Annotated in this window: 18 protein-coding genes; 3 read left to right on the forward strand and 15 right to left on the reverse strand. The window is 47.4% G+C overall.

Annotated elements, in window-relative coordinates:
- Positions 1-15: 15 nt before the first annotated feature.
- From P3339_RS14975 to P3339_RS15010, 8 genes are all read right to left on the reverse strand, one after another.
- Complete coding sequence (locus tag P3339_RS14975) at positions 16-1,041, reverse strand: DEAD/DEAH box helicase (protein WP_282951026.1); 1,026 nt, start codon at positions 1,039-1,041, stop codon at positions 16-18.
- Positions 936-1,949, reverse strand: coding sequence for an AAA domain-containing protein (locus tag P3339_RS14980; RefSeq protein ID WP_282951027.1), 1,014 nt, complete (start codon positions 1,947-1,949; stop codon positions 936-938). The genes P3339_RS14975 and P3339_RS14980 overlap by 106 nt, the downstream gene beginning before the upstream one ends.
- Positions 1,950-1,995: 46 nt before the next feature.
- Positions 1,996-2,748 (reverse strand): hypothetical protein, encoded by a 753-nt coding sequence (locus P3339_RS14985; RefSeq protein ID WP_282951028.1) that lies wholly within the window; start codon positions 2,746-2,748, stop codon positions 1,996-1,998.
- Between the two features lie 58 nt (positions 2,749-2,806).
- Complete coding sequence (locus tag P3339_RS14990; RefSeq protein ID WP_282951029.1) at positions 2,807-3,358, reverse strand: HNH endonuclease family protein; 552 nt, start codon at positions 3,356-3,358, stop codon at positions 2,807-2,809.
- 243 nt (positions 3,359-3,601) lie between these two features.
- Positions 3,602-5,128 (reverse strand): efflux RND transporter permease subunit, encoded by a 1,527-nt coding sequence (locus P3339_RS14995; RefSeq protein ID WP_282951030.1) that lies wholly within the window; start codon positions 5,126-5,128, stop codon positions 3,602-3,604.
- Positions 5,113-6,708 carry an efflux RND transporter permease subunit gene (locus P3339_RS15000; RefSeq protein WP_282951031.1) on the reverse strand — a complete coding sequence of 532 codons (1,596 nt, stop codon included), beginning with the start codon at positions 6,706-6,708 and terminating at the stop codon, positions 5,113-5,115. Before P3339_RS15000 ends, P3339_RS14995 begins: the two co-directional genes overlap by 16 nt.
- Before the next feature lie 42 nt (positions 6,709-6,750).
- The gene (locus tag P3339_RS15005; protein ID WP_020414853.1) at positions 6,751-7,815 is read right to left on the reverse strand and encodes an efflux RND transporter periplasmic adaptor subunit; all 1,065 of its coding nucleotides are present in this window, start codon (positions 7,813-7,815) and stop codon (positions 6,751-6,753) included.
- Positions 7,816-7,856: 41 nt separating this feature from the next.
- Positions 7,857-8,384, reverse strand: coding sequence for a TetR/AcrR family transcriptional regulator (locus P3339_RS15010; RefSeq protein WP_020414852.1), 528 nt, complete (start codon positions 8,382-8,384; stop codon positions 7,857-7,859).
- A gap of 172 nt (positions 8,385-8,556) precedes the next feature.
- Between P3339_RS15010 and P3339_RS15015 the strand changes: the two genes are divergently transcribed.
- A complete protein-coding gene (locus tag P3339_RS15015; protein WP_282951032.1) occupies positions 8,557-8,949 on the forward strand; it encodes a YchJ family protein in 393 nt (130 codons plus the stop codon).
- 15 nt (positions 8,950-8,964) lie between these two features.
- Here the strand turns inward: P3339_RS15015 and P3339_RS15020 are convergent, their stop codons facing one another.
- Both P3339_RS15020 and P3339_RS15025 read right to left on the reverse strand, forming a co-directional pair.
- On the reverse strand, positions 8,965-9,183 hold the full coding sequence (locus P3339_RS15020; protein ID WP_020414850.1) for a hypothetical protein: 219 nt from the start codon (positions 9,181-9,183) through the stop codon (positions 8,965-8,967).
- 140 nt (positions 9,184-9,323) lie between these two features.
- The gene (locus P3339_RS15025) at positions 9,324-10,532 is read right to left on the reverse strand and encodes an RtcB family protein (RefSeq protein WP_282951033.1); all 1,209 of its coding nucleotides are present in this window, start codon (positions 10,530-10,532) and stop codon (positions 9,324-9,326) included.
- Between the two features lie 397 nt (positions 10,533-10,929).
- On the opposite strand from P3339_RS15025, the gene P3339_RS15030 reads away from it, so the two are divergent.
- Together P3339_RS15030 and P3339_RS15035 are read left to right on the forward strand one after the other, a co-directional pair.
- Positions 10,930-11,664: a pseudouridine synthase gene (locus P3339_RS15030; RefSeq protein WP_282951034.1), complete on the forward strand. Its 735-nt coding sequence runs from the start codon at positions 10,930-10,932 to the stop codon at positions 11,662-11,664.
- 101 nt (positions 11,665-11,765) lie between these two features.
- Entirely contained in the window at positions 11,766-12,104 is a 339-nt protein-coding gene (locus P3339_RS15035) for a hypothetical protein (protein ID WP_282951035.1), read from the forward strand.
- A gap of 125 nt (positions 12,105-12,229) precedes the next feature.
- Here the strand turns inward: P3339_RS15035 and P3339_RS15040 are convergent, their stop codons facing one another.
- The 5 genes from P3339_RS15040 to P3339_RS15060 all read right to left on the reverse strand — a co-directional run bounded on the left by P3339_RS15040 (position 12,230) and on the right by P3339_RS15060 (position 21,151).
- Complete coding sequence (locus tag P3339_RS15040; protein ID WP_282951036.1) at positions 12,230-12,811, reverse strand: hypothetical protein; 582 nt, start codon at positions 12,809-12,811, stop codon at positions 12,230-12,232.
- Between the two features lie 370 nt (positions 12,812-13,181).
- Entirely contained in the window at positions 13,182-13,793 is a 612-nt protein-coding gene (locus tag P3339_RS15045) for a DUF4304 domain-containing protein (protein WP_282951037.1), read from the reverse strand.
- A gap of 10 nt (positions 13,794-13,803) precedes the next feature.
- Positions 13,804-14,460, reverse strand: coding sequence for a hypothetical protein (locus tag P3339_RS15050; protein WP_282951038.1), 657 nt, complete (start codon positions 14,458-14,460; stop codon positions 13,804-13,806).
- Positions 14,461-14,507: 47 nt separating this feature from the next.
- Positions 14,508-20,297, reverse strand: a complete 5,790-nt coding sequence (locus tag P3339_RS15055) for an FG-GAP-like repeat-containing protein (RefSeq protein WP_282951039.1) — start codon at positions 20,295-20,297, stop codon at positions 14,508-14,510.
- The gene (locus tag P3339_RS15060; protein ID WP_282951040.1) at positions 20,222-21,151 is read right to left on the reverse strand and encodes an FG-GAP repeat domain-containing protein; all 930 of its coding nucleotides are present in this window, start codon (positions 21,149-21,151) and stop codon (positions 20,222-20,224) included. Before P3339_RS15060 ends, P3339_RS15055 begins: the two co-directional genes overlap by 76 nt.
- Between the last annotated feature and the right edge of the window lie 249 nt (positions 21,152-21,400).

Here is a 21,400-nt window from a genome sequence, read left to right on the forward strand (position 1 = left end):
AATCAGGTTAATTGCCTAAGCCAGCTGTTGGCCTCTCTCCACCAACGCTCCGCGAAGCTCTACAATTAGACGCTCGATACAAGCCCGCTTGTTCTCAACCCAATTAAAGTAAGGCAGAGGCAAAACCCGAATTCCCGCCCGGTGCAGTATCTTGTAAACCTGGGTGGTGAAATGCTGCTGGTGTTCTCCCGGATAGCCAATAAGATCCACCCCCAGGATCACTCCCTGGTACTCACACACCACATCGACTCGCTGACCCGCAATAGGAAAGTTAATCCAGTGAGCGATACCCTCCGCATCAAGCTCCGCGCTTACCTCCCTGGCAAAATCACAGGAAAACTCCCAACTTGGCATCACCGTCAGATTAGCTGGTACAAAGGATAAATAGCGACGCAGTAGATGCCCGGGAGGCAACAGCTCAGGGTTAATGGAGTATGCTACCCGCTGTTCCTCCTTGGCCCTTGTAACGGCCACATTAAACATATCGGCACGATTGAGATAAGCAGCCGCCCGCAGGGATTGGTCATCAAGACTAAGGGAAAGAAGCATTACATCGCGCTCCTCCCCCTGAAAACCATAGGGCGTAGCAACCCGTACCGAAAAACTTCGCAGTTTTGCTGCGGAAAAAGCCTTGGAAATTTCCTTGTCCAAATAATCGACCTGCTCCCTGTATGGGGACAACACACCAATAGAAGGCTTCAAAGCATTGTCATCATAGCGATCAAAATAATTACGCAATTGAGCAATAACCCAGTCTTTTTCCACCCTATTTCTACCAGTCTTGGCTCGCCTTCCCTCTAATGGGTGGAAGGAGAGGGCCAGCTCCTGGGTGCTCCCAGGGCGGGCCTGCATTATTTTGAGTCGATCATCGTAAAAAGCGTGATTACTGAAAGCTATCAGCTCTGGCTGGCTACGATAATGCTCATCAAGCAGGGTTACCGCATCCTGGCTAGCCAGATTGTCCGATACCAGATCAAGAAGAGATTGATCCCGATAACTGTAAGATGCAGGTAGTTCTCCGCACTGAACGACTTCCCCCATAGACGCTGCTGTTGCTTTACCGGGAGGAAGGAAATATGTCGCAGCTGCTTGCCATCACCAACCACGACCGCACGTTTGGCTCGGTACAGTGCAGGTAACGCACTTGAAATATCACACTGGGTGGACTCATCGAAAATTACCAGATCGAACATGCCGCGCATTAATGGCAAAATCTCGTTGAGTTCATCCAGGCTTGCCAGCCAAATAGGATAGGCTTGCAAGACCAAATTCATGTTAGTCTTGGCAAATCGTTCCGCCTGGGTTTTAGAGGTCCTTGCCCTCAGAGCCTGATGGAATTTAACCAGGCTACTTCTCTCTTTGTTTAATAGCCGGACAAGTTTCTCCCTGCGACAGGCATTAATATAGCTGGCAGCCTGCTGCTCAAAACGCTGGCGCAGTTGACCGATAGCTTCTTGTAATCCCCACAGTCCGTCCATATTGAGCCGCCGCCGGAGTAGCGACTCACCCAGGCGAGCCAGCCAAGCCCCCATACCTGCAGGCCCCAAAAATTTTGCTATCCGTAGCGATCGCGAAAAACGGCGCTCAGCTTTCCCAAGTGATCTTCGAATCTCCTTCAAACTGCGCCTCAACTTGGCCGCACTCTCTTTTGGTGGCTCAACACCCTCCTTGAGCAGAGTATCCAGGTGCGCTTTCAAACTGCGGGTAAATCCCTGCTCCCCCGCATGTACGTAGCCTTCAGTGAGCCCATAGCTCTCACGTAATTTGTTTCTTACCACATCAATGGCTTCTGGTGTTTTGGACACAACCAAAACAGCGTCGCCATGCAACATCTGGTCTATAGCCATAGCTGCAATGGTAAAGCTCTTTCCCGTACCCGGTGGGCCAGAGACAAGGCTAAGAGGGAAATGAGCCGCATTGCGTAATGCTCGCTCCTGAGCCTGGCTCAATAGCCCAGGTAACATCTCGGGTTCGCTGCAGCTTGCAATAAAGCTGTCAGATTCCCCCCAAAACTAAATGCAGCGGCACCTGGAGATTTTGCTCACAAGCCAGCTGCCCTAACTCGTGCAAAACGCCACGTGAACCTCTGGATCGATCAGCCAGGATTATTGCAGCGGCACTGATTAGCTCTGGCTGTGAGGCATTAGTCTTTTCCCTAATCTGGGCTCCTGACTGGAGACTCGGCCAGCGACCCAATTCCTCCAAACCACCGAGCAAGCTGTGTTCATGCATCCAGCGCCCTACATCAGCCAATTGAGAGGAATCCAAAGGAAACTGAAGCTGTGGAAAAGAACCCATCACCTCAGGATCAATATCAGGCTTAAGAGTTAGCCGAAGCACAGGAAAATTAATTCGCAGATCGGTGGTATTGATCTCAACGAAACTATTATCTTCACGATAAATCCGGGCGGGAAAATATAAAAGAGGTGCAAAAAGCTTACGTTGGTTTGTTACACCGCTTTGACTGAAAAGCTGGCCACAAATAAAAAAACTAGTGTAGATTAGCTGGCGTTCTTTTCTGTAAGCATCTGTCAGCTCTATCAGCTTTGTGGCAGAGGCATCCAGTAACGGAACCCTGTGTAACTCACCGCTACTCAGGTAATCCTGTTCAGCAATGAACGAACAGCGGTTTTCGGCCAGTCGAGCAATATTTGAAAGCGACAGATCGTGGCTATCGGCCTGATAACAGCGGCGAAAATACTCAATTAGTAATCGTTGTCTTCCCTGCATATTCGCCGTATTACCCATAAAGCGAAAATGCTATACGAAATCCCGCCGCTATGACAGGCAAAATATCTCTTTTGCCCTAGCTATCACCTGCCAGTGCACGGAGCTGTTTGGATTCAGCAATACTCAAGCGCAATCCATACTTTTCTACAATGGAAATAAAGCGCTGAACATAAATTTTGCCAACAGGCTCGTAAGGGGGCATCCACTCATCAGGCCCTTTGTGCCCCTTACTCTGGTTGCGCCCATCATCCACTAACCACAGATTCTCAATATCTTCGGCAAATCTTCTTTTCTTCTCACGGCTCCAAGCTGCCCCGCCGTGATCATGTGCCCACTTCAACGGTACTATATGCTCCACATCCAGGTCTGATGCCCTGCTGTAAAAATTGCCGGTATAGGGATCCAACCATAAACCGGTATCCACCTTACAACCGTTACTGCGGGTATAGGTAACCGGGGATAGGGAAAAGCGGATTAACAGCTCATGGCGGGTATCCTGGCAGTCACTATCGAAGTCTGACCAACGTGGCAGCCATTCGGCCCGCTCGTAGGGTGCAGCAAGTGCGGTAACACTGAAAAACAAGAAACAGATCACTGTAAACTGTTTTGAAATTGATCGAACACTCATACAACTACTACCAATCAAATCCAGCTACTAGCCTACTTGAAAACCCTGCTTTTGAATATTACCTCTGTCAAATTTTGGTTCGCAGATCTCCCATCAAATTAGATTTCACGACAAAAGCACAGGGAAGTTGCCAGTGAAATCAGAAAGGAGTTTTTCGAAAACAAAAAAGGCGCAAAAAGTTATCCTTTCTGCGCCCCAATTTTGTCTATTCAATTGAGCCAGCTTTACCCAGCTTTTACCTGATTAGGCAGATACTGGCTCCGAACTGGGCTGCGACTCCAGTTTCTTTTTCGAGCCTTCTTCTGAACCCAGCACCTCCGTGGGCTTCACCTTATGGAAGACCGCATAAAACACCGGCACAGCAATCAGGGTTAGTACCGTTGCAAAGCCCAGTCCGCCCATAATGGTCACTGCCATATCGGCAAAGAATGCATCAAATAATAACGGGGACATACCCAAAATAGTTGTCACTGCAGCCAGAAATACCGGGCGCAAACGACTAACACTGGCGCGTTGAATTGCCGTCAACCGTGGCAGGCCAGCTTCAGTCTGCACCTCAATTTCATCCACCAATACCACCGCATTTTTAATCAACATACCAGATAGGCTCAATACGCCGAGAAGTGACATAAAGCCAAACGGCAAGCCTGTCAGCAGCAGGCCTACCACCACACCCACCAGAGACATGGGCACCACCAACCAGATAATCAGCGGCTCGCGTACGGTGCCAAACAGCAGGATCGATACCAGGATCATAATCAGGAATCCCAGCGGCAACCCTTTACCCAATGACTTCTGTGCATCCGTAGAGCTCTCATATTCACCGCCGAACTCTGTATGGTAACCCGGGGGCAAAGGCATACCCTCAACCCCTGCGCGAATACGATTAAAGGCGGCCATAGCGGTGACTCCCTCCGGGGCCTCGGCACTGATCGTTATTGTCGGGACCCGGTCGCGACGCTGGATCAGACCTTCCTCAGCGGTAGTCGCAAAGTCTTTGACCAATTGCCCCGCTGGAATATAGCCCTGCTCATTCGGACTCCACACCAAGCGATCCTGCAGGGAGCCAACCTGATTGCGATCACCTTCAGGCATGCGCGCGACAATCGGGATAATACGGTCGCCACTTTCAAAATCCCCTACACGATAACCGGCAGTCGCAAACTGGATAGTTCGGCTGATATCCGTATTCGTGACACCAGCGACACGAGCCCGTTCATTATCGAGATGGGCACGAATCGTGGGCTCTCGGCCACGCCAGTTATGGCGGATATCCTTCAGACCATTTTCCCGGAAAAGCTGCTCAGTATTTTCGGCGAGCGCACGCAGGGTGTTGAAATCGTGGCCGGAAATACGCACTTCCACATCGGCACCACCACCCGGACCAAATACCAGGCGTTTAAAGGTGATAAGCGCTTCCGGCTGGGAATCCCGCAACTCTGCTTTAGCCCGGTCTATCAGGCCAGCAATTTGCTCGCGATTCTCTGTGCGCACAATCAGCTGGCCATAGGCAGAATTAGGTGGCTCTGGGGCATAGGTCAGCATAAAGCGGTCCGCACCGCTACCGGCAACCGCAGTCACCGAAACTACTTCTTCCTGCTCCAATAAATAGTCTGTAGCTTTTTGCAGCGCATTTTCTGTGCGATTAATATCACTGCCCTGGGGCAGGAGATAATTCACGTAGAAAAGCGGAGCATTGGAGTTAGGGAAGAAACCCTGCTTGACAAAACCAAAGCCAAAATAACTGACCATGGTCACGACAACCAGCAAAGCGATAGTGCCCCCCGGCGATTCAGGGCACCGGATAGGACTCCCGCATACATACGGTAAAAACGGCCACTGTAAGGGTCTTCACTATCAGCATTCTTACCCGGCTTGAACAAGTGGTAGCCAAGGTAAGGAGTAATAGTGATTGCCAAAATCCAACTCAACAATAGTGAGATACCAATCACAGCGAACAGCGAGAAGAGGAATTCACCGGTGGCATCATCGGAAAGGCCAATACCGGAGAAAGCCATGATCCCAATAATGGTGGCGCCTAAAAGTGGCCAGAAAGTTTGGCGAACTACACGGCGAGCAGCATTCTGTGGTGCTTCTTTTTTCTGCACCCCCATCAGCATGCCTTCAGCAACTACAATAGCATTATCTACCAACATACCCATGGCGATAATCAGGGCACCCAGGGAAATACGCTGAAGGTTCAAACCAAACAGGTTCATAATCAGTACAGTACCGAGCACGGTCAGCCCCAGTACCACACCAACTACTACACCTGAGCGCCAACCCATAAATAGGCATAGGACCAGAGTAACAATCACTACCGAGGAGATCAGGTTAAAAAGAAAACCGTCGACACTCTCCTCAACCACTTTGTGCTGCTCATAAACCGGCTGGATTTCTACCCCGAGAGGCAAACCCAGCTTAAGCTCATTGAGCTTGGCTTCCACTGCCGTTCCCACGTTTACGATATTTGTATTTTCAGCTCCGGCCACACCAATCAAAATGGCCGGCTTACCATTAAATCGTGCAATAAAGTTCGGGTTCTCGTCATAACCGAGGGATACATCCGCAATATCCCGTACTGCCAACATCGCAGTAGAGCCCGGTACACCCACGAGAATATTCTGAACGGATTCAAGATCACTGGCTGGATTGTCGACCACGATACGAGTTCGGAGGTCCTGACCTTCTATTTCACCTACACGCTGGGTGGAACTTTCCACCTGCAGTACCTGGGCCAGGTCATCAAGCGAGAAGCCGAACTGAGCAAGGCGCGATTCGTCTATATCCAAATAGGCCACTTCATCGATAATGCCGGAGCGGGAAACCTTCGCTACCCCCTCAACACTCAGTAGCTCGCGACGAATTGCTTTAGTAATTTCGCGCATTTCTGTCAGCGAAAAACCATCACCGGTTACCGCATAGTAAATACCATAAACCTCGCCGAAGTCATCATTAACCACGGATTGCATGGCGCCACTGGGCAACTCACGCTGGGCATCGTTAACCTTCCGACGCAGTTCATCCCAGACTTGCGCCAGCTCTTCCGAAGCGTATTGATCCTTTATCTGGACGCGAATTTCCGACATGCCCGGACTGGAAGTTGAGGTCACTTTGTCCAGCTGTCCCATCTGTTGGATCGCAACCTCTAATTTTTCCGTTACCTCCTCTTCTACCCGCTGCGCGCTTGCGCCCGGATAGAGAGTAAATACCCGCGCTTCTTTAATGGTAAATGCTGGGTCTTCTAGTCGGCCAATATCCGACAATGCCCAGATCCCACCTACAAGACAGATCAGCATCAATAACCAGCTGTACACTGGGCGCTGAATAAATACATCAGAAATCTTCACGATACTTCCCCACTCTTGCCAGGGCCTGAGGTCATTTGAAAATTAACGTTGTGCATAGTTGCGTACTTTTGCACCGTCATAAAGATGTTGACCTCCCGCAGCCACCAGCTTCATCGCAGGGGTGAGACCATCCGTAATCTGAACCGCTTCTCCATTGGTCTGGCCAAGCGCCACCTGTACCCTGGATACTGATTGATCTTCGTTAATCTGCCACACATATGGATTACCTTCAGCACCAGTCTGTACTGCTGCCAATGGAATCCAGAAATCCCCGGTAGCTTCTTTCAGCTTTACGTTCACACGAGCTGTCATGCCTGGAAGAATTTGTACATTTTCGGGGCGGGGCATACCCAGCTCAACCACATAAGTCTGGGTTACACTATCGGCTTCAGCCTGGTGCTCACGGTATTTGAGTTCAAACTTTTGACCGGGTAGGAACTCGAACTCCGCTGTGATAGAGCTGATTTGATCTTCATTTCCTGTAGCCAACAATTTTTCCGGCACAGAAATCTGAATACGCACCTCAGAGATGTTTTGCAACCGAACAATTGCCTGGCCCGGCTGCACATTGGTGTAATTCTCTACCAACTGTCGAGTTGCCAATGCATCAAAAGGCACTCGCAATTGGGTATAGGCCAAATCCTGTTCTGCCTTTTCCAATGTTACTTTTGCCAGATCAAAGTTACTTTCTGTTTCATCCAGTTGCTGCTGAGAAATGACCTTCGATCCCGCCAGGGAGCGCTGCCGCTTCAAGGTTTTTTCCAGCAACTCCACGTTTACTTTGGCTTCCTTCACTCGACGGCGATAATCCCGATCATCCAACTCAGCAATCAGGGTTCCCTTAGGAATAATTTCCCCTTCCCTGATACTCAACTTGTCTAACTTGCCACCAACCTGGAAGGAGAGATCCACACTCTGGACCGCCTTTACACGACCGGCAAACTGGCGATCCGCCACTTCCGCCACATTGGTGACCGTAGCCACTTTTACCGGCCACAAGCGCTCAACCTGCTGTTCATCCGCCTCAGAACCAGAGCACCCCGCAAGAATCGCCGCTGCCGCTACCACCAAGGCAAGGGAGATGCGAGAATTTACCGACAATTTCATATTTCACTATCCAATAAATTATTTAACTGAAGATCAGGTATTCAGGTAAGCTCTGCCGACAACATCAGCAGCCGTTCGCGCAGGCGGGAAAACATTGGGTCCTCGGACTCCATAACACCCAGCACCCGCCCCAGGAACATACCTTGGGCAGCAAGAATCAATAACTGGGCAAGTTCAGGGTCACCGTATGAGCTGTCAATTTCACCGCGCATTTCGATAACGTTACACTTGACCGGCTCAAGCAGGGCGGGATCTTCTGCGACTGCCGCAATCAACGCTCGCGGCAGCCCCTCATCATCTTCCATCAGCTCGAAAATCGCTTTAAGCCGTGACGCCAACACATCGTCACCAGCGGCGGCGAAAGTCTCTGCACTGGCATCCTCCCTGGCAATCGCGGCCTCCAGCATCGCCTTCAGCAGTGACTGTTTGGTACGAAAGTGATGGATAAGCCCACCCTTACTCAAACCACACTGGGCAGCAACTGCGTCCAGGGTGAGCTTTCGCGCCCCTTTTTCTCGAACTACCTCTTCCGCCGCACGGACTATGGCAGCTTTGTCGACTCTCGACACATGACCTCCCAAGCATCTTCAACCAAACCAACCGGCTGGTCGGTATCTTACCGCCCCCAGGAAAACGTCAAGCCATGCTACCCTCTGCCAGCGTCAAGCAAGGTTAAAAAGTGTTTACAAAGCCTATGATGACCAGCTGGACATCTTATGCGGTTTGAAACTGGAGTAATTTATGACGGAACAGCCCTGCCCTTGCGGCTCGGGAAAAAAGTTCAAAGCCTGCTGTAACCTCTACCTGTCTGGGCAGGCCTACCCGAAAATGGCAGAATCCCTGATGCGCAGTCGCTACAGTGCCTATGCGATGGGAAACCTGGCATACCTACGAAAAACATGGCACCCAGAAACTTACCCGGGTCTCAATGCGGACGATCTGGAGACTCAATGGACACGCCTCGAAGTTATTAAAAGCAAAGCAGGGCTGAAGAAGTCTGTAGTGGAATTTAAAGCCTGGTATACGGAGAATGATCAAGAGCATGTGATCCATGAGATATCACTATTTAAGCTCTATAAAAAACGCTGGGTCTACCTAGAACCGCTACCTAGTTGGCCACAAGCCGATCAGTAAAAAGAGAAACCAGGGTTAGAGGGGAACAAATTGCAGGGAGGCGTCAAGGAAGTGAAATAGCCTCAAATAGTCGCGGGAGCTACTCCGCTCCCGCGCCTCCTTTAACATTTTTTGCTTACTTTTAAAGCGAGCGCCCGACTTAGCCTTAGTGTGGGCACCACCTTTTTTTAGCAGTGGATTACAAGCCACGTAATTACGAGGCTTGGCGACTTTCTTAGGGGTGTATTTTTTCATAGTATTTGGCCTTGCCTAATCAACGATAAAAGCCGAGGAAACTCGACAGGTAAATTCATTGTCAAATTGAATTCAATAGCACTCATAAAATTAAAATCCATTATTTTTCAAAGTTCTCATAAAGGGTGAACCAGTCAAGCCTACCCTTTTATGCAAATCACTTGGCGCAGCGTATGTACCACATCAACCAAATCCAGCTGATTATTCATCACCTCATCAATATCCTTATAGGCAGCGGGTATCTCATCAATCACACCTTTATCCTTTCTGCATTCTACGCCATGCGTCTGAGACTCAAGATCGCCTCGAGTAAATCGCTGACGAGCCGAGGTGCGACTCATTTTACGGCCAGCACCATGGGCACAGGAGCAAAAGGATTCGGGATTTCCACGCCCACGAACAATAAATGATTTCGCCCCCATCGAACCGGGAATAATCCCCATCTGATCCTTTTGGGCACTGATCGCCCCCTTACGTGTCACATAGACATCCCGTTCGAAGTGGCGCTCGCGCACTACGTAATTATGGTGGCAGTTAATAGCCTCTGACGTTAAGGTAAACTTCGGCACGTAAGCCCCCAGGCTATTCAACACAAGCTTCATCATTTCCTGCCGGTTTAACCTGGCGTACTCCTGTGCCCAATTTACAGCTTCAATGTAATCATTGAAGTGGCTACTTCCCTCAGAAAAATATGCCAGGTCCCTATCTGGCATATTTTGCATATTTCCAGCCATATCCCGGCGTGCCAATTGAATAAAATGCTCTCCAATTGCACTACCAATACCTCGGCTGCCGGAATGTAGCATCACCCACACCGCATTACTCTCATCCAGACAAATTTCAATAAAGTGATTGCCTCCACCCAATGTCCCCATTTGGGTAACCCAGGTTTTCTGGGGCTGACGCAACTTCTTCATAAGCCCAGGATGCTTTTCAAACAACCTATCTACACCGGGAGCTAATATTTTGCAGGCAGATTCCCTGGCAGTAATCATCTTATGACGACCCCGTCCAACGGGTACTTTCACCTCAATGGCCTCCCGCAATGCTTTTAGGCTGTCTGGCAACTGATGGGCATGCAACGAAGTTCGCACCGCATTCATGCCGCAGCCAATATCCACACCTACTGCGGATGGTATGACTGCACTAAACGTAGGAATCACCGAACCAACTGTCGCCCCTCGCCCCAAGTGAACATCCGGCATTGCCGCCACATGGGAATGAATAATGGGCAATTGAGCAATATTCTTTAGCTGTTCTAAAGCAGCCGGCTCAACCTTATCGGTAAATATTTTTACCGGCACACTACCTGAAGATGCGTTTTTATTAAGTACAATTTTTACAGGCATATAGAGTCCTTGGATTGATCCAATAAATCATTAAAAGCTCTCCAAAGCCCTAAACAAAAAAGCCCCGGCAAATGCCAGGGCTCTTAAGAATTCCGGCTTGAAAAGCTCAATCACTTTTCAAGCAAGTGCACATGAAAAGCGATCAAAAAAACAGGTTGCTGATATCTACATTTCGCATTTCATGGCTCCTTCGTGGTTGCTGTCCACGTTTAACTAGGTGGTTACTAAACTACCCCTGCAGTTTATTCACTAATTCAGGCATGTCAACCTTAAACCTTATTATTTATTAGAAAATTATTCCCCACAACCTTAGAAGAAGGCAGCTCAACACCCCCAGATGCAATGATTGCCATACCGCCATACAATGCCCCTGCGATATGGTAAATATTATTAGCGGATGAACAACGAACCTGAAATCATTTTCGAGGATGACTACCTTCTGGCAGCCTTTAAACCAGAGGGCTGGCTCGTGCACCGCTCAGAAATAGACCACAGCGAAAATCGCATTTTACTTCAATACCTGCGGGACTTAAGCGGTCACCGCCTGTATCCCGTACATCGCCTGGACAAGCCTACTTCTGGAGTTATTATCTTTGGCAAAAGTAGTGAGATGGCCACCCTTTTACAGCAACAGCTGGAAAGCGAAAACTCCATCAAAAAATACCTCGCAGTATGCCGGGGCTATTGCCCTGAACAGGGAGTTATCGACTACCCTCTACCACCTGTCGCAGATTTCAAACATCAACGCAAGCGCCCCAAAACTGATCTACCACGCAAGTCAGCAATCACCCTATACCGCCGACTGGATACCGTTGAGCTGCCCTATGAAGTAGATCGATACCCCACCAGCCGTTACTCCCTGGTTGAAATCCAACTAAAAACCGGCCGCCGCCACCAGATCCGCAGGCACTTCAAGCATATCCACCACCCACTTATCGGTTGTCCCAAATATGGAAAGTCTTCACACAATCGGTTTTTTGCCAGACAATATGATTGCACACGATTGTTACTGCATGCATCCAAACTTAAAATTATGCACCCGATAAGTGAAACGGTATTTGAGATTAGTATGACACCTAGAGGGACATTTTCAGAACTACTGGGTAAGTTAAACTGGATTCTCACCAATTAAAGACTGGGGCAACCGAGCACCCTCTATTAGCTCGTAATGCCAATTTTCCAGCAAAATTCCAATAACCAATTACAGAAAAACCAACTACTAACGAGTAAAAAATGAAATTCAAAACCACAATCAAAAAATTAGCCGGCCTGTGTGTATTATCAGCCATCTCCACCAGCGCCTTTGCACTGGATGACGAAGATAAGGCTGTTCGCCTGGTAGAGGCTCTTAGTGGCAATATGGTTTATATCCACTTGATGGAATCAATGAATAAGCAACCGTCCTGCGCCAAGTACAATGCCATCATAGCCTGTTCAACGGAAAATTCTTACTGTTCCCACGCGCTATCTATCGCCCTAGCAGCACAGGCGGCAAACCGTACGATCGACTTCCAGACAAGTGATTCTTGCATAGGTAGTGCAGCTGAATTTGTCAGACTACGTATGCGGTAATTGTTTTTTGCTTATATATAGGGAAAGCAATAAGGAATGGAGAAAGGGCTTCAGAAAAACCTGAGAGCCCTAAACATCTTACTATAACACTCAACTGGCACTATCATTTACCACCAAATATAAGCCTACCTATCACTCTCTTCTTCTATCTTACTCTCAGCCGGCCACAGATAATTACCAGCCCAAACAATATACTGCACATCATCTATAAACCTTAACTGCCCTCCATTGTCGACCCTCACCGTACCGGATAAAAGATAGTATTTTCCGCAGCTCCCGGAGCATTGAAACCCCTTTGGGAGGATTACCTTAATGGCATTATTTGTAATACCTGCCTCATACTGCTCCCTCGAGAAATAGAGATGCCCTTCTCGTCCATATCCGAGCCCCAGCACACCAACCACATCAACATCTCTATTTTTATATTTTGCCGGAGATGCCATTAAAGAGAAAAAATTAACCTCAGTGGTTAGACTCTCATATCCGAGAGCACTACTACAAAAGAATAGCAATAGAACCAAAGGTCTAGGGCTTATAGACATAGGGGCCCCTCTGTTAGATTTTACACCTTTGATAAATCCCCCTATTTGTGCATCAGTTGAAGAAATTGGAAATGCTTTGTTCATTGCGTTATTGAATGAGGAACAAGTAAATTTATATAAACTCTGTTGATTCGAAAGATATCCATCCCAAAAAATAAAGGGCATTTTAAGCCCCAATAATGAAACCTGCTGGCTGAAGCTGGATGAGTATACCCCCCAACACCAAGCTCCACTTTATACCTTTTGGAAATCCCGTAAGCTTTTTCATGCAACCATTGAGCAACCCCGTCCGGATTACCTGCTATCGCTTGTGCAGCACTCTCACTAATTGTTGCCAGTTCTGCATCATGCGCGGGCTAGGCGGATTTGCACTACGCTGGCCACACCTGAACGGGCGTACTGGTTTGCTCTGAACAGCCCGCTGACACACTTACACAAAAAAGGCGCCTGACGCGCCTTAAATTTCATCTAATTCCATCTATTTACTGGCAGTTAAGTATTATTTCTAAGCCGTCTAAAAGCTGAATTAACTCTCTTACGGTAATGCTGATGCCACTTTTTTGGCCCGATCTGCCCATGCTTGATTTTTCCCTGAAATCAAATCATTCAAAATATTAACAGAGCACTCTTTGTCACCTAAGGAGTTCTTTATCAATGCAAAATAAATTTGCATCAGAGGGTACTGCTGCTGCCAACCAGCCATATCGTCGATAAAGTCATGCAGGTGATTTAAATCAGACATTGAATCTAGGAATGGTAAAACCTTGCCTTCAAGATCAGACTTTAATTCAACACCAGTTTTATCAACATCCTCATCAGCCTCTAGATCCCACCACGTATCCAACGCCTTTCCAGTAAAATCTTCTTGTAGTAAGGCACCTAAGCGAAATCGGACAACGCAATCTACTTCTTTTACAAAACCTTTATATGGCTCATTCCACACGAGTTCATAAAAGCTTGGAATAAATACGCCAATATTTATGGTGAAGCGCTCGCAACCATGCACACTACCTTTTGACTCTTGTATTTCAATAACATCGATAAACGAGCCTCTGTTCCTATTCCAAGAAAGCTTTTTCTTTTTAAAACCGCTCTTTTTAAGCGAAGGCGTAAGGTAGCCCTTCGCCAAATTTTCTATTCTATTCATAAACTCTTCTTTAAGGATCGTAGTAAATAACTCTGCCTTTCATACTGAGCTGTTCTTGGTAACGCTGAGCCTGGCGTGCTCCTGCTCTTCGCCCGGAAGGAGTGTTAGGCTTCAACTCCATAAATCGACCATTTGGCGTAACAACATCCGGTTTATGGATTTTCCCGTCTGCCCCTCGTAGCGGCGGGTTAGCTTGCCATCCAGGCTTTTGTGCTACTTTTTGATCAAGCTCCCTATGAGCTTGCTTTCCTCTTTCAATCGCCGCCCTAACTTTTGGATTAGCGGCCCCTCTTAGAGTTTGGCTTGCGCCGCTCGAAACTTTTCCAGCTTTGTAAAGCTTGATCGCTTTCGTCGCAGCTCTAAAGCCAACTGCCGCAACACCTCCTCCAACAAGATAAGAACCTACCTCAACAACAGCCTGCGCATATTCAGCTGAACTGCACCCACCTGAAGCGCACTTCGCCGCAGTTGGCGCTAAAAACTCAGCAGCGCTTGCTCCTAAATCTGCGGCAACCTCTAGTGCATCACTAACGTCGTCCCAGTAAGAGTTGCCATTATAAGCTTGTCCAAAGCCAGAGGTAATAGCGCCATTTGCGAATTTACTTCCTGTGAGCTCCGATATCGTGCCCCCGACAACGGCGGCAGCAGCAATACGTGCTACATCCAAGCCTTCTCCTACACCAGGTATAAGCTGATTAATTCCAACTGCTTTGGTTAAGCCGGCACTGATGAAGCCATGGCCGAATTTACCACCTCTAAGGACATTAGTGATACCTCCGACAAGGCCGTGAGTACCGATATGGAGTAATCCCCCTCTAGGGAAGTCCCATTAAATGCAGTCCCAATTTCGGTAAAGGCATAAGCAGAGGCCCCAGCAATGACACCATTCCTTATAGCATCACTTAGGTCACCGCCAGCTCCTAAAGTCGAGCCAAAGGCAAACCCAGCAGCACACCCCCAACCAGAGGAAGCACACGCCACTAAATTGCCAATCGCTGACAGAATTGGGATATCCGAGGCATTACCAACTGCTCCGATTGCAGCTCCAATGAAAGCAGCAGCCAGGAAACCAAGATTTCCAGTGGGGTCTGTGGCATTCAGTGGATTGTTATAGACATAGCTATAACGGTTGTACCCCTGAGTGTTTGATGTTCCGTCAATGTGGGCATCGGCTTGTAGGAATCGGGCTAACCTCGGATCATAAATCCGCCCGTTCATATGAATGAGCCCTACTGCATCCAGCATCTCATGGCCAGTGTATCCCCGTGTCGTATTAACTGTATCAAAGCCAGCGAGGCTAGACTGGCTCAGCGCACTCCAATCCGAAGAATTGCGGCGCTGCCCCCACACATCGAAGGACATTTGCTGAATTACATTTGCGCCCTCATCGGTGAGCAGGTCTACTGAACCCAGGTGATCCAGGTACTGGAATACTTTTTCTGTCGACTGTACTGCATAGTTAGAGTTTGTAGTCAGGGTATAGATCGCTGTCCCCGCAAGGTAACGCTTCCACTGGATTTCACCAGGGTTGGAGGACTTTTCAATACGCTCGATGTTGCCGATATACCAGGTTTCAGTGACTTCGCCAGTTGTGCTATTGGTATCCTTACGGTAATAGCGGGATCGCTCCACACCATAGAGAAACTCGGTTATATGATTTCCCTTCTCGATTCGCTCTGATTTATCAAAGGTGGTGTACTCAATTTTACGACCACCATCAAAATCATCGGAAATCATATTGCCATTGTTATCATAGCGATAGGCGACACCTCCAGCAGAGGTAACAGCGTGTGGGCCCGCATTATTTCCGTATGTGTAATCGCCAACGCCAGCTTTATAGACAATATTACCGATAGCATTGTAACGCAGATCCTGCTGAGAAGAGGCCAGTCCTGAGCAGTTATAGTCACCCGAGCCGATATGGCTCTTCACCAGCCGATTTAAGGCGTCGTAGCAGAAGCTTTCCCTCAGATCTTTACTGCCGCTCTGGTTATGGCGACTTTTCAAATTCCCAAGTGTATCCCAGCTGTAACGAATATTCTGAACACCGAATACCCCCAATACATCTGAGGTCTGAATCAGCAAACGCCCAGTCTCGCTATCATATCCGTAGGCATTCGTTGCACCATTACCCAATAGCTGGCGTTTTAACTGACCACGGGCAGTATGTTCCAGCACCTGCTGGATCAAATCCCCCGAACCCAGATCGGTGATCTTCTCAAGGTGCCCATAGTTGTTGTAATGGTTTTCAGTACCAGACTGACCACTGGATAACAAGTCATCCAGAGCATCATACGTTTTGGATACACGCCCATAACTATCAAACTCTGTGGTAGTCACATAAGCCACTTGCGGGCCAGTACCATCGAAATCCACCAGTTGTGTATTGTTACGGCCAATACCATCGTACTGATGGAGCACTTGGTAGCCGCTAATGGAGTCCTCCACCAACTCGAGCTGCCCCACCCCATTGCTGGCGGTATCGTAATGCCAAGTTACATTACCGGTAATAGTGCTGCCATTGCGGCGATCGATACGAGTTTTTTTGCGCCCCAAAGTATCATAAGTGAACTCGACCTTATGACCATTGGCATCGGTCTGGGTTTCGAGTTCGCCATACTTGGTATAGGTATAGGACCACTCACCCTTATCTGGATCATCCATCCTGGTTTTGCGGCCCAAATCATCGTAGTAAATTACAACAGAAATTGGATAGGTGAGGCCATCATTCTCTTCAACATGTGTTCCTGCCGAATTTGTTAGTCCCCAAGAGTGGGCTTTATGAAGATTGCCCTGATTATCGTATTCATAGCTGATACGACCATCAAGCGCATCAATAACTTCTACCAACTCCCCGAGAACATTTTTCTTCTCTGTTTTCTTTTGAACCTTATCATTTACTGTAACAGTCGTGAGACCATCATAAATGACTGAGGACTGCGAACTATCAGGTGCAGTAACTTTTACTGCTCGCCCTAACAGGTCATATTCAGTCTTACTCCAAACCCGGCCATTACCAGAAAAGTAAGGCTCGCTGACATATTTCACCCTGCCAAGACTGTCATATTCCTGGTCAATATAAATAGTTTTATCAAAACCCTGAGTTTCTGTACGAATTGCTCTTCCAAGCGCATCCATATACTCGACAGAGGTAGATCCAGTGCTGTTACTTTTTACAACCTTATATTTTGCACCGGTAATACAACCTGAACCACAGAGTGAATACTGAGTTCGTGCATCCGCTCCAGAGTTATCGTAGCGATAAGTCTCACGGCCCAACACGTCATAGCTAAAGTAACTCTTAAAGCCATTCAGCCCATGAACTTCCAGGGGCGCTCCATATGCATTTCGACTGATTACTTCTTCTGTTAAATGCTCAAGACTATTGTAATTCTTATTCGCAAAACGCCCAGAAATATCATAAACAGTCCGTGTATAGCGACTCTGTTCACCCTCTGCGCTCAAAGTCTTCTTCTGAATGTTACCGAAGCCATCATATTCATAAGTAGTGGTTTGCGTAAACTCAGCATTATTTGGCTCAGCAACCTCTGTAAGGAGCAGGCCCTTTAAACTTCCAACGGTATGATAAGTAAAGGCAGATTCACGAACATGATCTGCCTGGCCCGGGCGGCTGTTGATTACCCTGGCAAAGCTCAAGCGCCCCTTTTCTGACTCCCAATCAGTACCACCGGAACAAAGTGAGCTCGGATGGGCAGCCATAGAGCCGCCAAAGCAGTTGAGTGTATTTTTAATAAACTGCTCACCAGTGGCCTCATCAATAGTTCTCAATTTTATTGAGGTAACGTTTCCATCATTATCATAACTATTCTCTGTAATAACGGTTTGCAGGTGCTCACCATGTGAACTTCCGTTATTTTCAAGAGAATAGGTTTCCTCTACTACTTTTTCTAGATATGGCTGATAAGGATACACAGAGGTGTCAGAACCATTCCAACCCTTCAAGCTCCAGGTATTGGCAGCCTTTCGTATCAATGCCTTTGAGGCAGACCGAACCTCGGTTTGCAAGGGCATACCAGTGAACGGGTAGTCCTGGCGGTAGTAAGTGGATGTCTCTACACCCGTTTGCTCATCAGTTGTGGAGATCTTCTGGAAGCCCAGCATCCCTCGCCCAGCAGCCTGCAGTTTCATCTGTGCGTATTCATACGAAACAGCACTTTTCGCCGTGTAATCAACAGCACCGGGAGAGGAGCCGGCAGCTGGAGAAGTACTCTCCACTTTAGAAACTAAGTATATCGGTATCAACACATCGAGAACCGGTGCATCTTTTCCTAGGGTGACACTATCCTCCGGAAGGACCCATGGACCATTCAGTGCAGTATAAAAGTCCGCCGTGTTAGCGGCCTGCTTTAGATAACAATATGTACTTCCGGGGATCTCTACGCCGTTCTCATCTCTCTCAGACGGAGTAGTAGTACACTCCTTACCTTCAAGGGTTTTCGACATTTCAAGGCGACTATAGAACCAACTCCTAATGGTGCTGGTATAGGAGATATCAGTGGTATTACCCAGCCCATTGTCAATTTTGGTTAATACCTTGTTGGGAATATCCCTATTTGCAGAGTTCCCATAGTTGGATACATAGGATGTTAAAAAGCCTTCATCGCTTATCTTGTGATAATCCGGCTGATTATCCCCATTGATATCAGCAAAGATGTGTAGGTAATCGTCATTATTGGGTACAGTCTGAATAAAGATAGACTTTCCAAAGCTGGAAGTCTGGGGATCCCAAAGTTCTACCCGCAACAATCCCGCATCATGATCAGGCCAGTAAACATCCAGCATCCCATCCTGGTTATAGTCCAGAGCTCCGGCTTGCTCTGAAGCAAACCTGCTAGGGGTTACTTTTACCAGTTGTTTCCCAGTACTGAGATAAAGATTTGACGAAGAAGATTCCTGCAATAGCAGGTCAGTTAAACCATCACCATTAAAGTCCGCTGCGACATGAGACTTTGCAGTATTACCTCCCAGGCTTGCAAAAAGGTCGTAGCTATCTGTTTCAGCGTTAAATACAAAAGCCGCATGCCCAGAGGGTCCTGCCGAATAAATATATTTAAAACCGCTTCTCAAATCCCCATTTTCATCAAGGCAAAAATCCAAGTCCACCACTTTATTGTCAGGGTCCTTACAACCGCTAACATAAGGTCTCTCCAAAGCAATCAGAATGTCAACATTACCATCCCCATTGAAATCCGCAGTAGCTGCTTTCAATGGAGAGTTGGTCAAACGGCTTATGGATTTACCGGAAGGCAACTCTAAGGAATAGCTTTTAGCTGAGCCGAACCGATAATAAGTCTTGGAACTAATTGGATCCGAGCTAGCCCGTAAGGGATAGACTAGTAAAGTTGATCCACCCACCACAACCAAATCGGACAGACCATCAGAGTTGACATCGACAAAGACACCATCCCTCTCTCCTACTCCGGTATCAATAGGATCGGATGAAAGCTTCCACTGGGAATCCACATAAGTAGAAAGGTAGACATGCCAAGTTTTACTGGTGTAGCGGTCATCGTATACAGCAATATCTGAGCGGCCATCAGCATTGTAATCTAAAACCGCAATACTGATATCCTCGTTTGCATTTGCCCCGGAGAATAAATATTTTTGGCCATTTGAATAAGTGGCAGGAGCTAAGTATGCGCCATTTGATAATGCATACTTAATTTGATGATCCTGATCACTCGCACTATCAGTATCCATCTCCAACCAAACAACATCTTGGTATCCATCGCCATTGAAGTCGCCAAATTGGAAATCTCTTAAAGAGCGGCTCTTGTTTGCCGTAAAATCAACAGATCCACTGGAAGTTCCGTAATTTAAGGAGTACTGAGACCACTCAAATGAGAGTGCCGGCAAGCAATTGCTGCCTACACACTCTTGAATACTATCTATAAGGGAGGTCTGATTCTTGGATATATTATCAGCTACCAGCTGGTAATTAATATTATATTCACGCAGGGTATTGCCATCAGCGGCAGACGTAATTTTGGAAAGCCGTTTCGTTGTATTAAAAAGGTACCCGGCAGTGTAAGCTTGTAAGTAATCAGGCCTATCCGAATAAGTAAACTGGACTGAAGCCGCATTAGCTCCTGCTCCATATGCATATCTTACTTCGTGGATTCGCTTCCCACTATCAGAATCACCTTCATATTCGAATTCAATTCTATTTCCAACGCTATCCTGAAATTCGTTCTGCATCCATGAGAGAACCTTACCTTCTGACACATTGGCATAAGACTTTGAGTTGGCTGTATTACCGTACCAACTGGTTGAGCCATCTTTTCTTTCAACGGTAAAGTAGGCAGGACCCGTTCCTATACTGCCGTGAGATGTGACTTTTACAAAAGATTCGATCTCAGTACGGTATTGTGCGCCGTCCGCACCATAAGATTTACTGGAAACATTAATTAGCCTTTGGCCATCCAGACAAAACCTGTCCGAAGGACTCCAGCTGATAGGTAAAGCTTTTCCGTCCGTGGCCAATGTTTGTCGGCAACGGGTAATTCCGGAAAGCCCCCAATAGACCACCCCTTGCCCAGTAACCCATTACCTGTATTACCTTGGTAATTTAAAGATAATTGAGGGACAACACCGGCAGTACCCACCCCTGCTGCTATAGCAAGTGAATAAGTCGCACTACCTGACTCATTAACCCTGAACTGACCAGCAGAGCTACCGGCCATTGTAGGGGTCTTTACGCCCGAAGAAACAATATCCTGCTCAATCGATGGAAGACTTCCGTTAGAAAGGAAAGCAGTATCTACGAGATATTCTTTTCTGCCTTTAAGAACCAGATCATCCTGTCCGTTCCCATCAATGTCATCAACATAGAACGTATTATTAGAATCAGCTAGTAATTCAGAGAGGTCACTAGAGCGCGAATATGAAACAACAGAAGTCGGAACCTCATCACCAGAAACACCTACCACTACAAAAGGTGGCTCGTTAGTATTTTGGCTCCTGAACAGGATATCTACTACAGAATCACCATCAAAATCACCGTAGTAGAAGTCAATATTTTCCTCAAGCCTTGTAAATCCCGTCAGCTCATCTTCTGGCACGCTATACGGAGCAATAGTTCCATCAGCAAAAACCACGTATGAAGGCCTGGGAGGCAAGGCAATCGGGGTGGCAATATCTCCATGTAAAATTAAGTATCGACTATTGCTGATGACATAATAATCCAGGTCACCGTCACCATCGATATCCTTTAAATAAATAGCTTGGCCTTGGGAATCAAAACTTGAAGCCTTGAGCGATAAAGGCAGTATACAGACCAACAAAATAAGCCATCTAAATACGTACTGAACTGCATTACTATTGCTCAAATGAAACATCTGGCTTCCCCAATGACCCCAATTTTATGGTACAAATGTACAAAGGCAGCAATTCTGCATACCTGAATAGGCGCAGTCAATTCCTCATTAACTTACTTAATGGGATGTTCACCAAAAGCCCTAGTCTTACAATATCCGGGCAAGATTAACCCCCACAACCGCGTCATCAAAAGTTAAAAACACCACCCTGAGAAGCCAACCACAGAAGGCGCACTAACAAAAGCATGTAGACTTCCAACATAACAAGTG

Source organism: Microbulbifer sp. MLAF003, from assembly GCF_030012965.1.
In the GTDB taxonomy this organism is placed as follows: domain Bacteria; phylum Pseudomonadota; class Gammaproteobacteria; order Pseudomonadales; family Cellvibrionaceae; genus Microbulbifer; species Microbulbifer variabilis.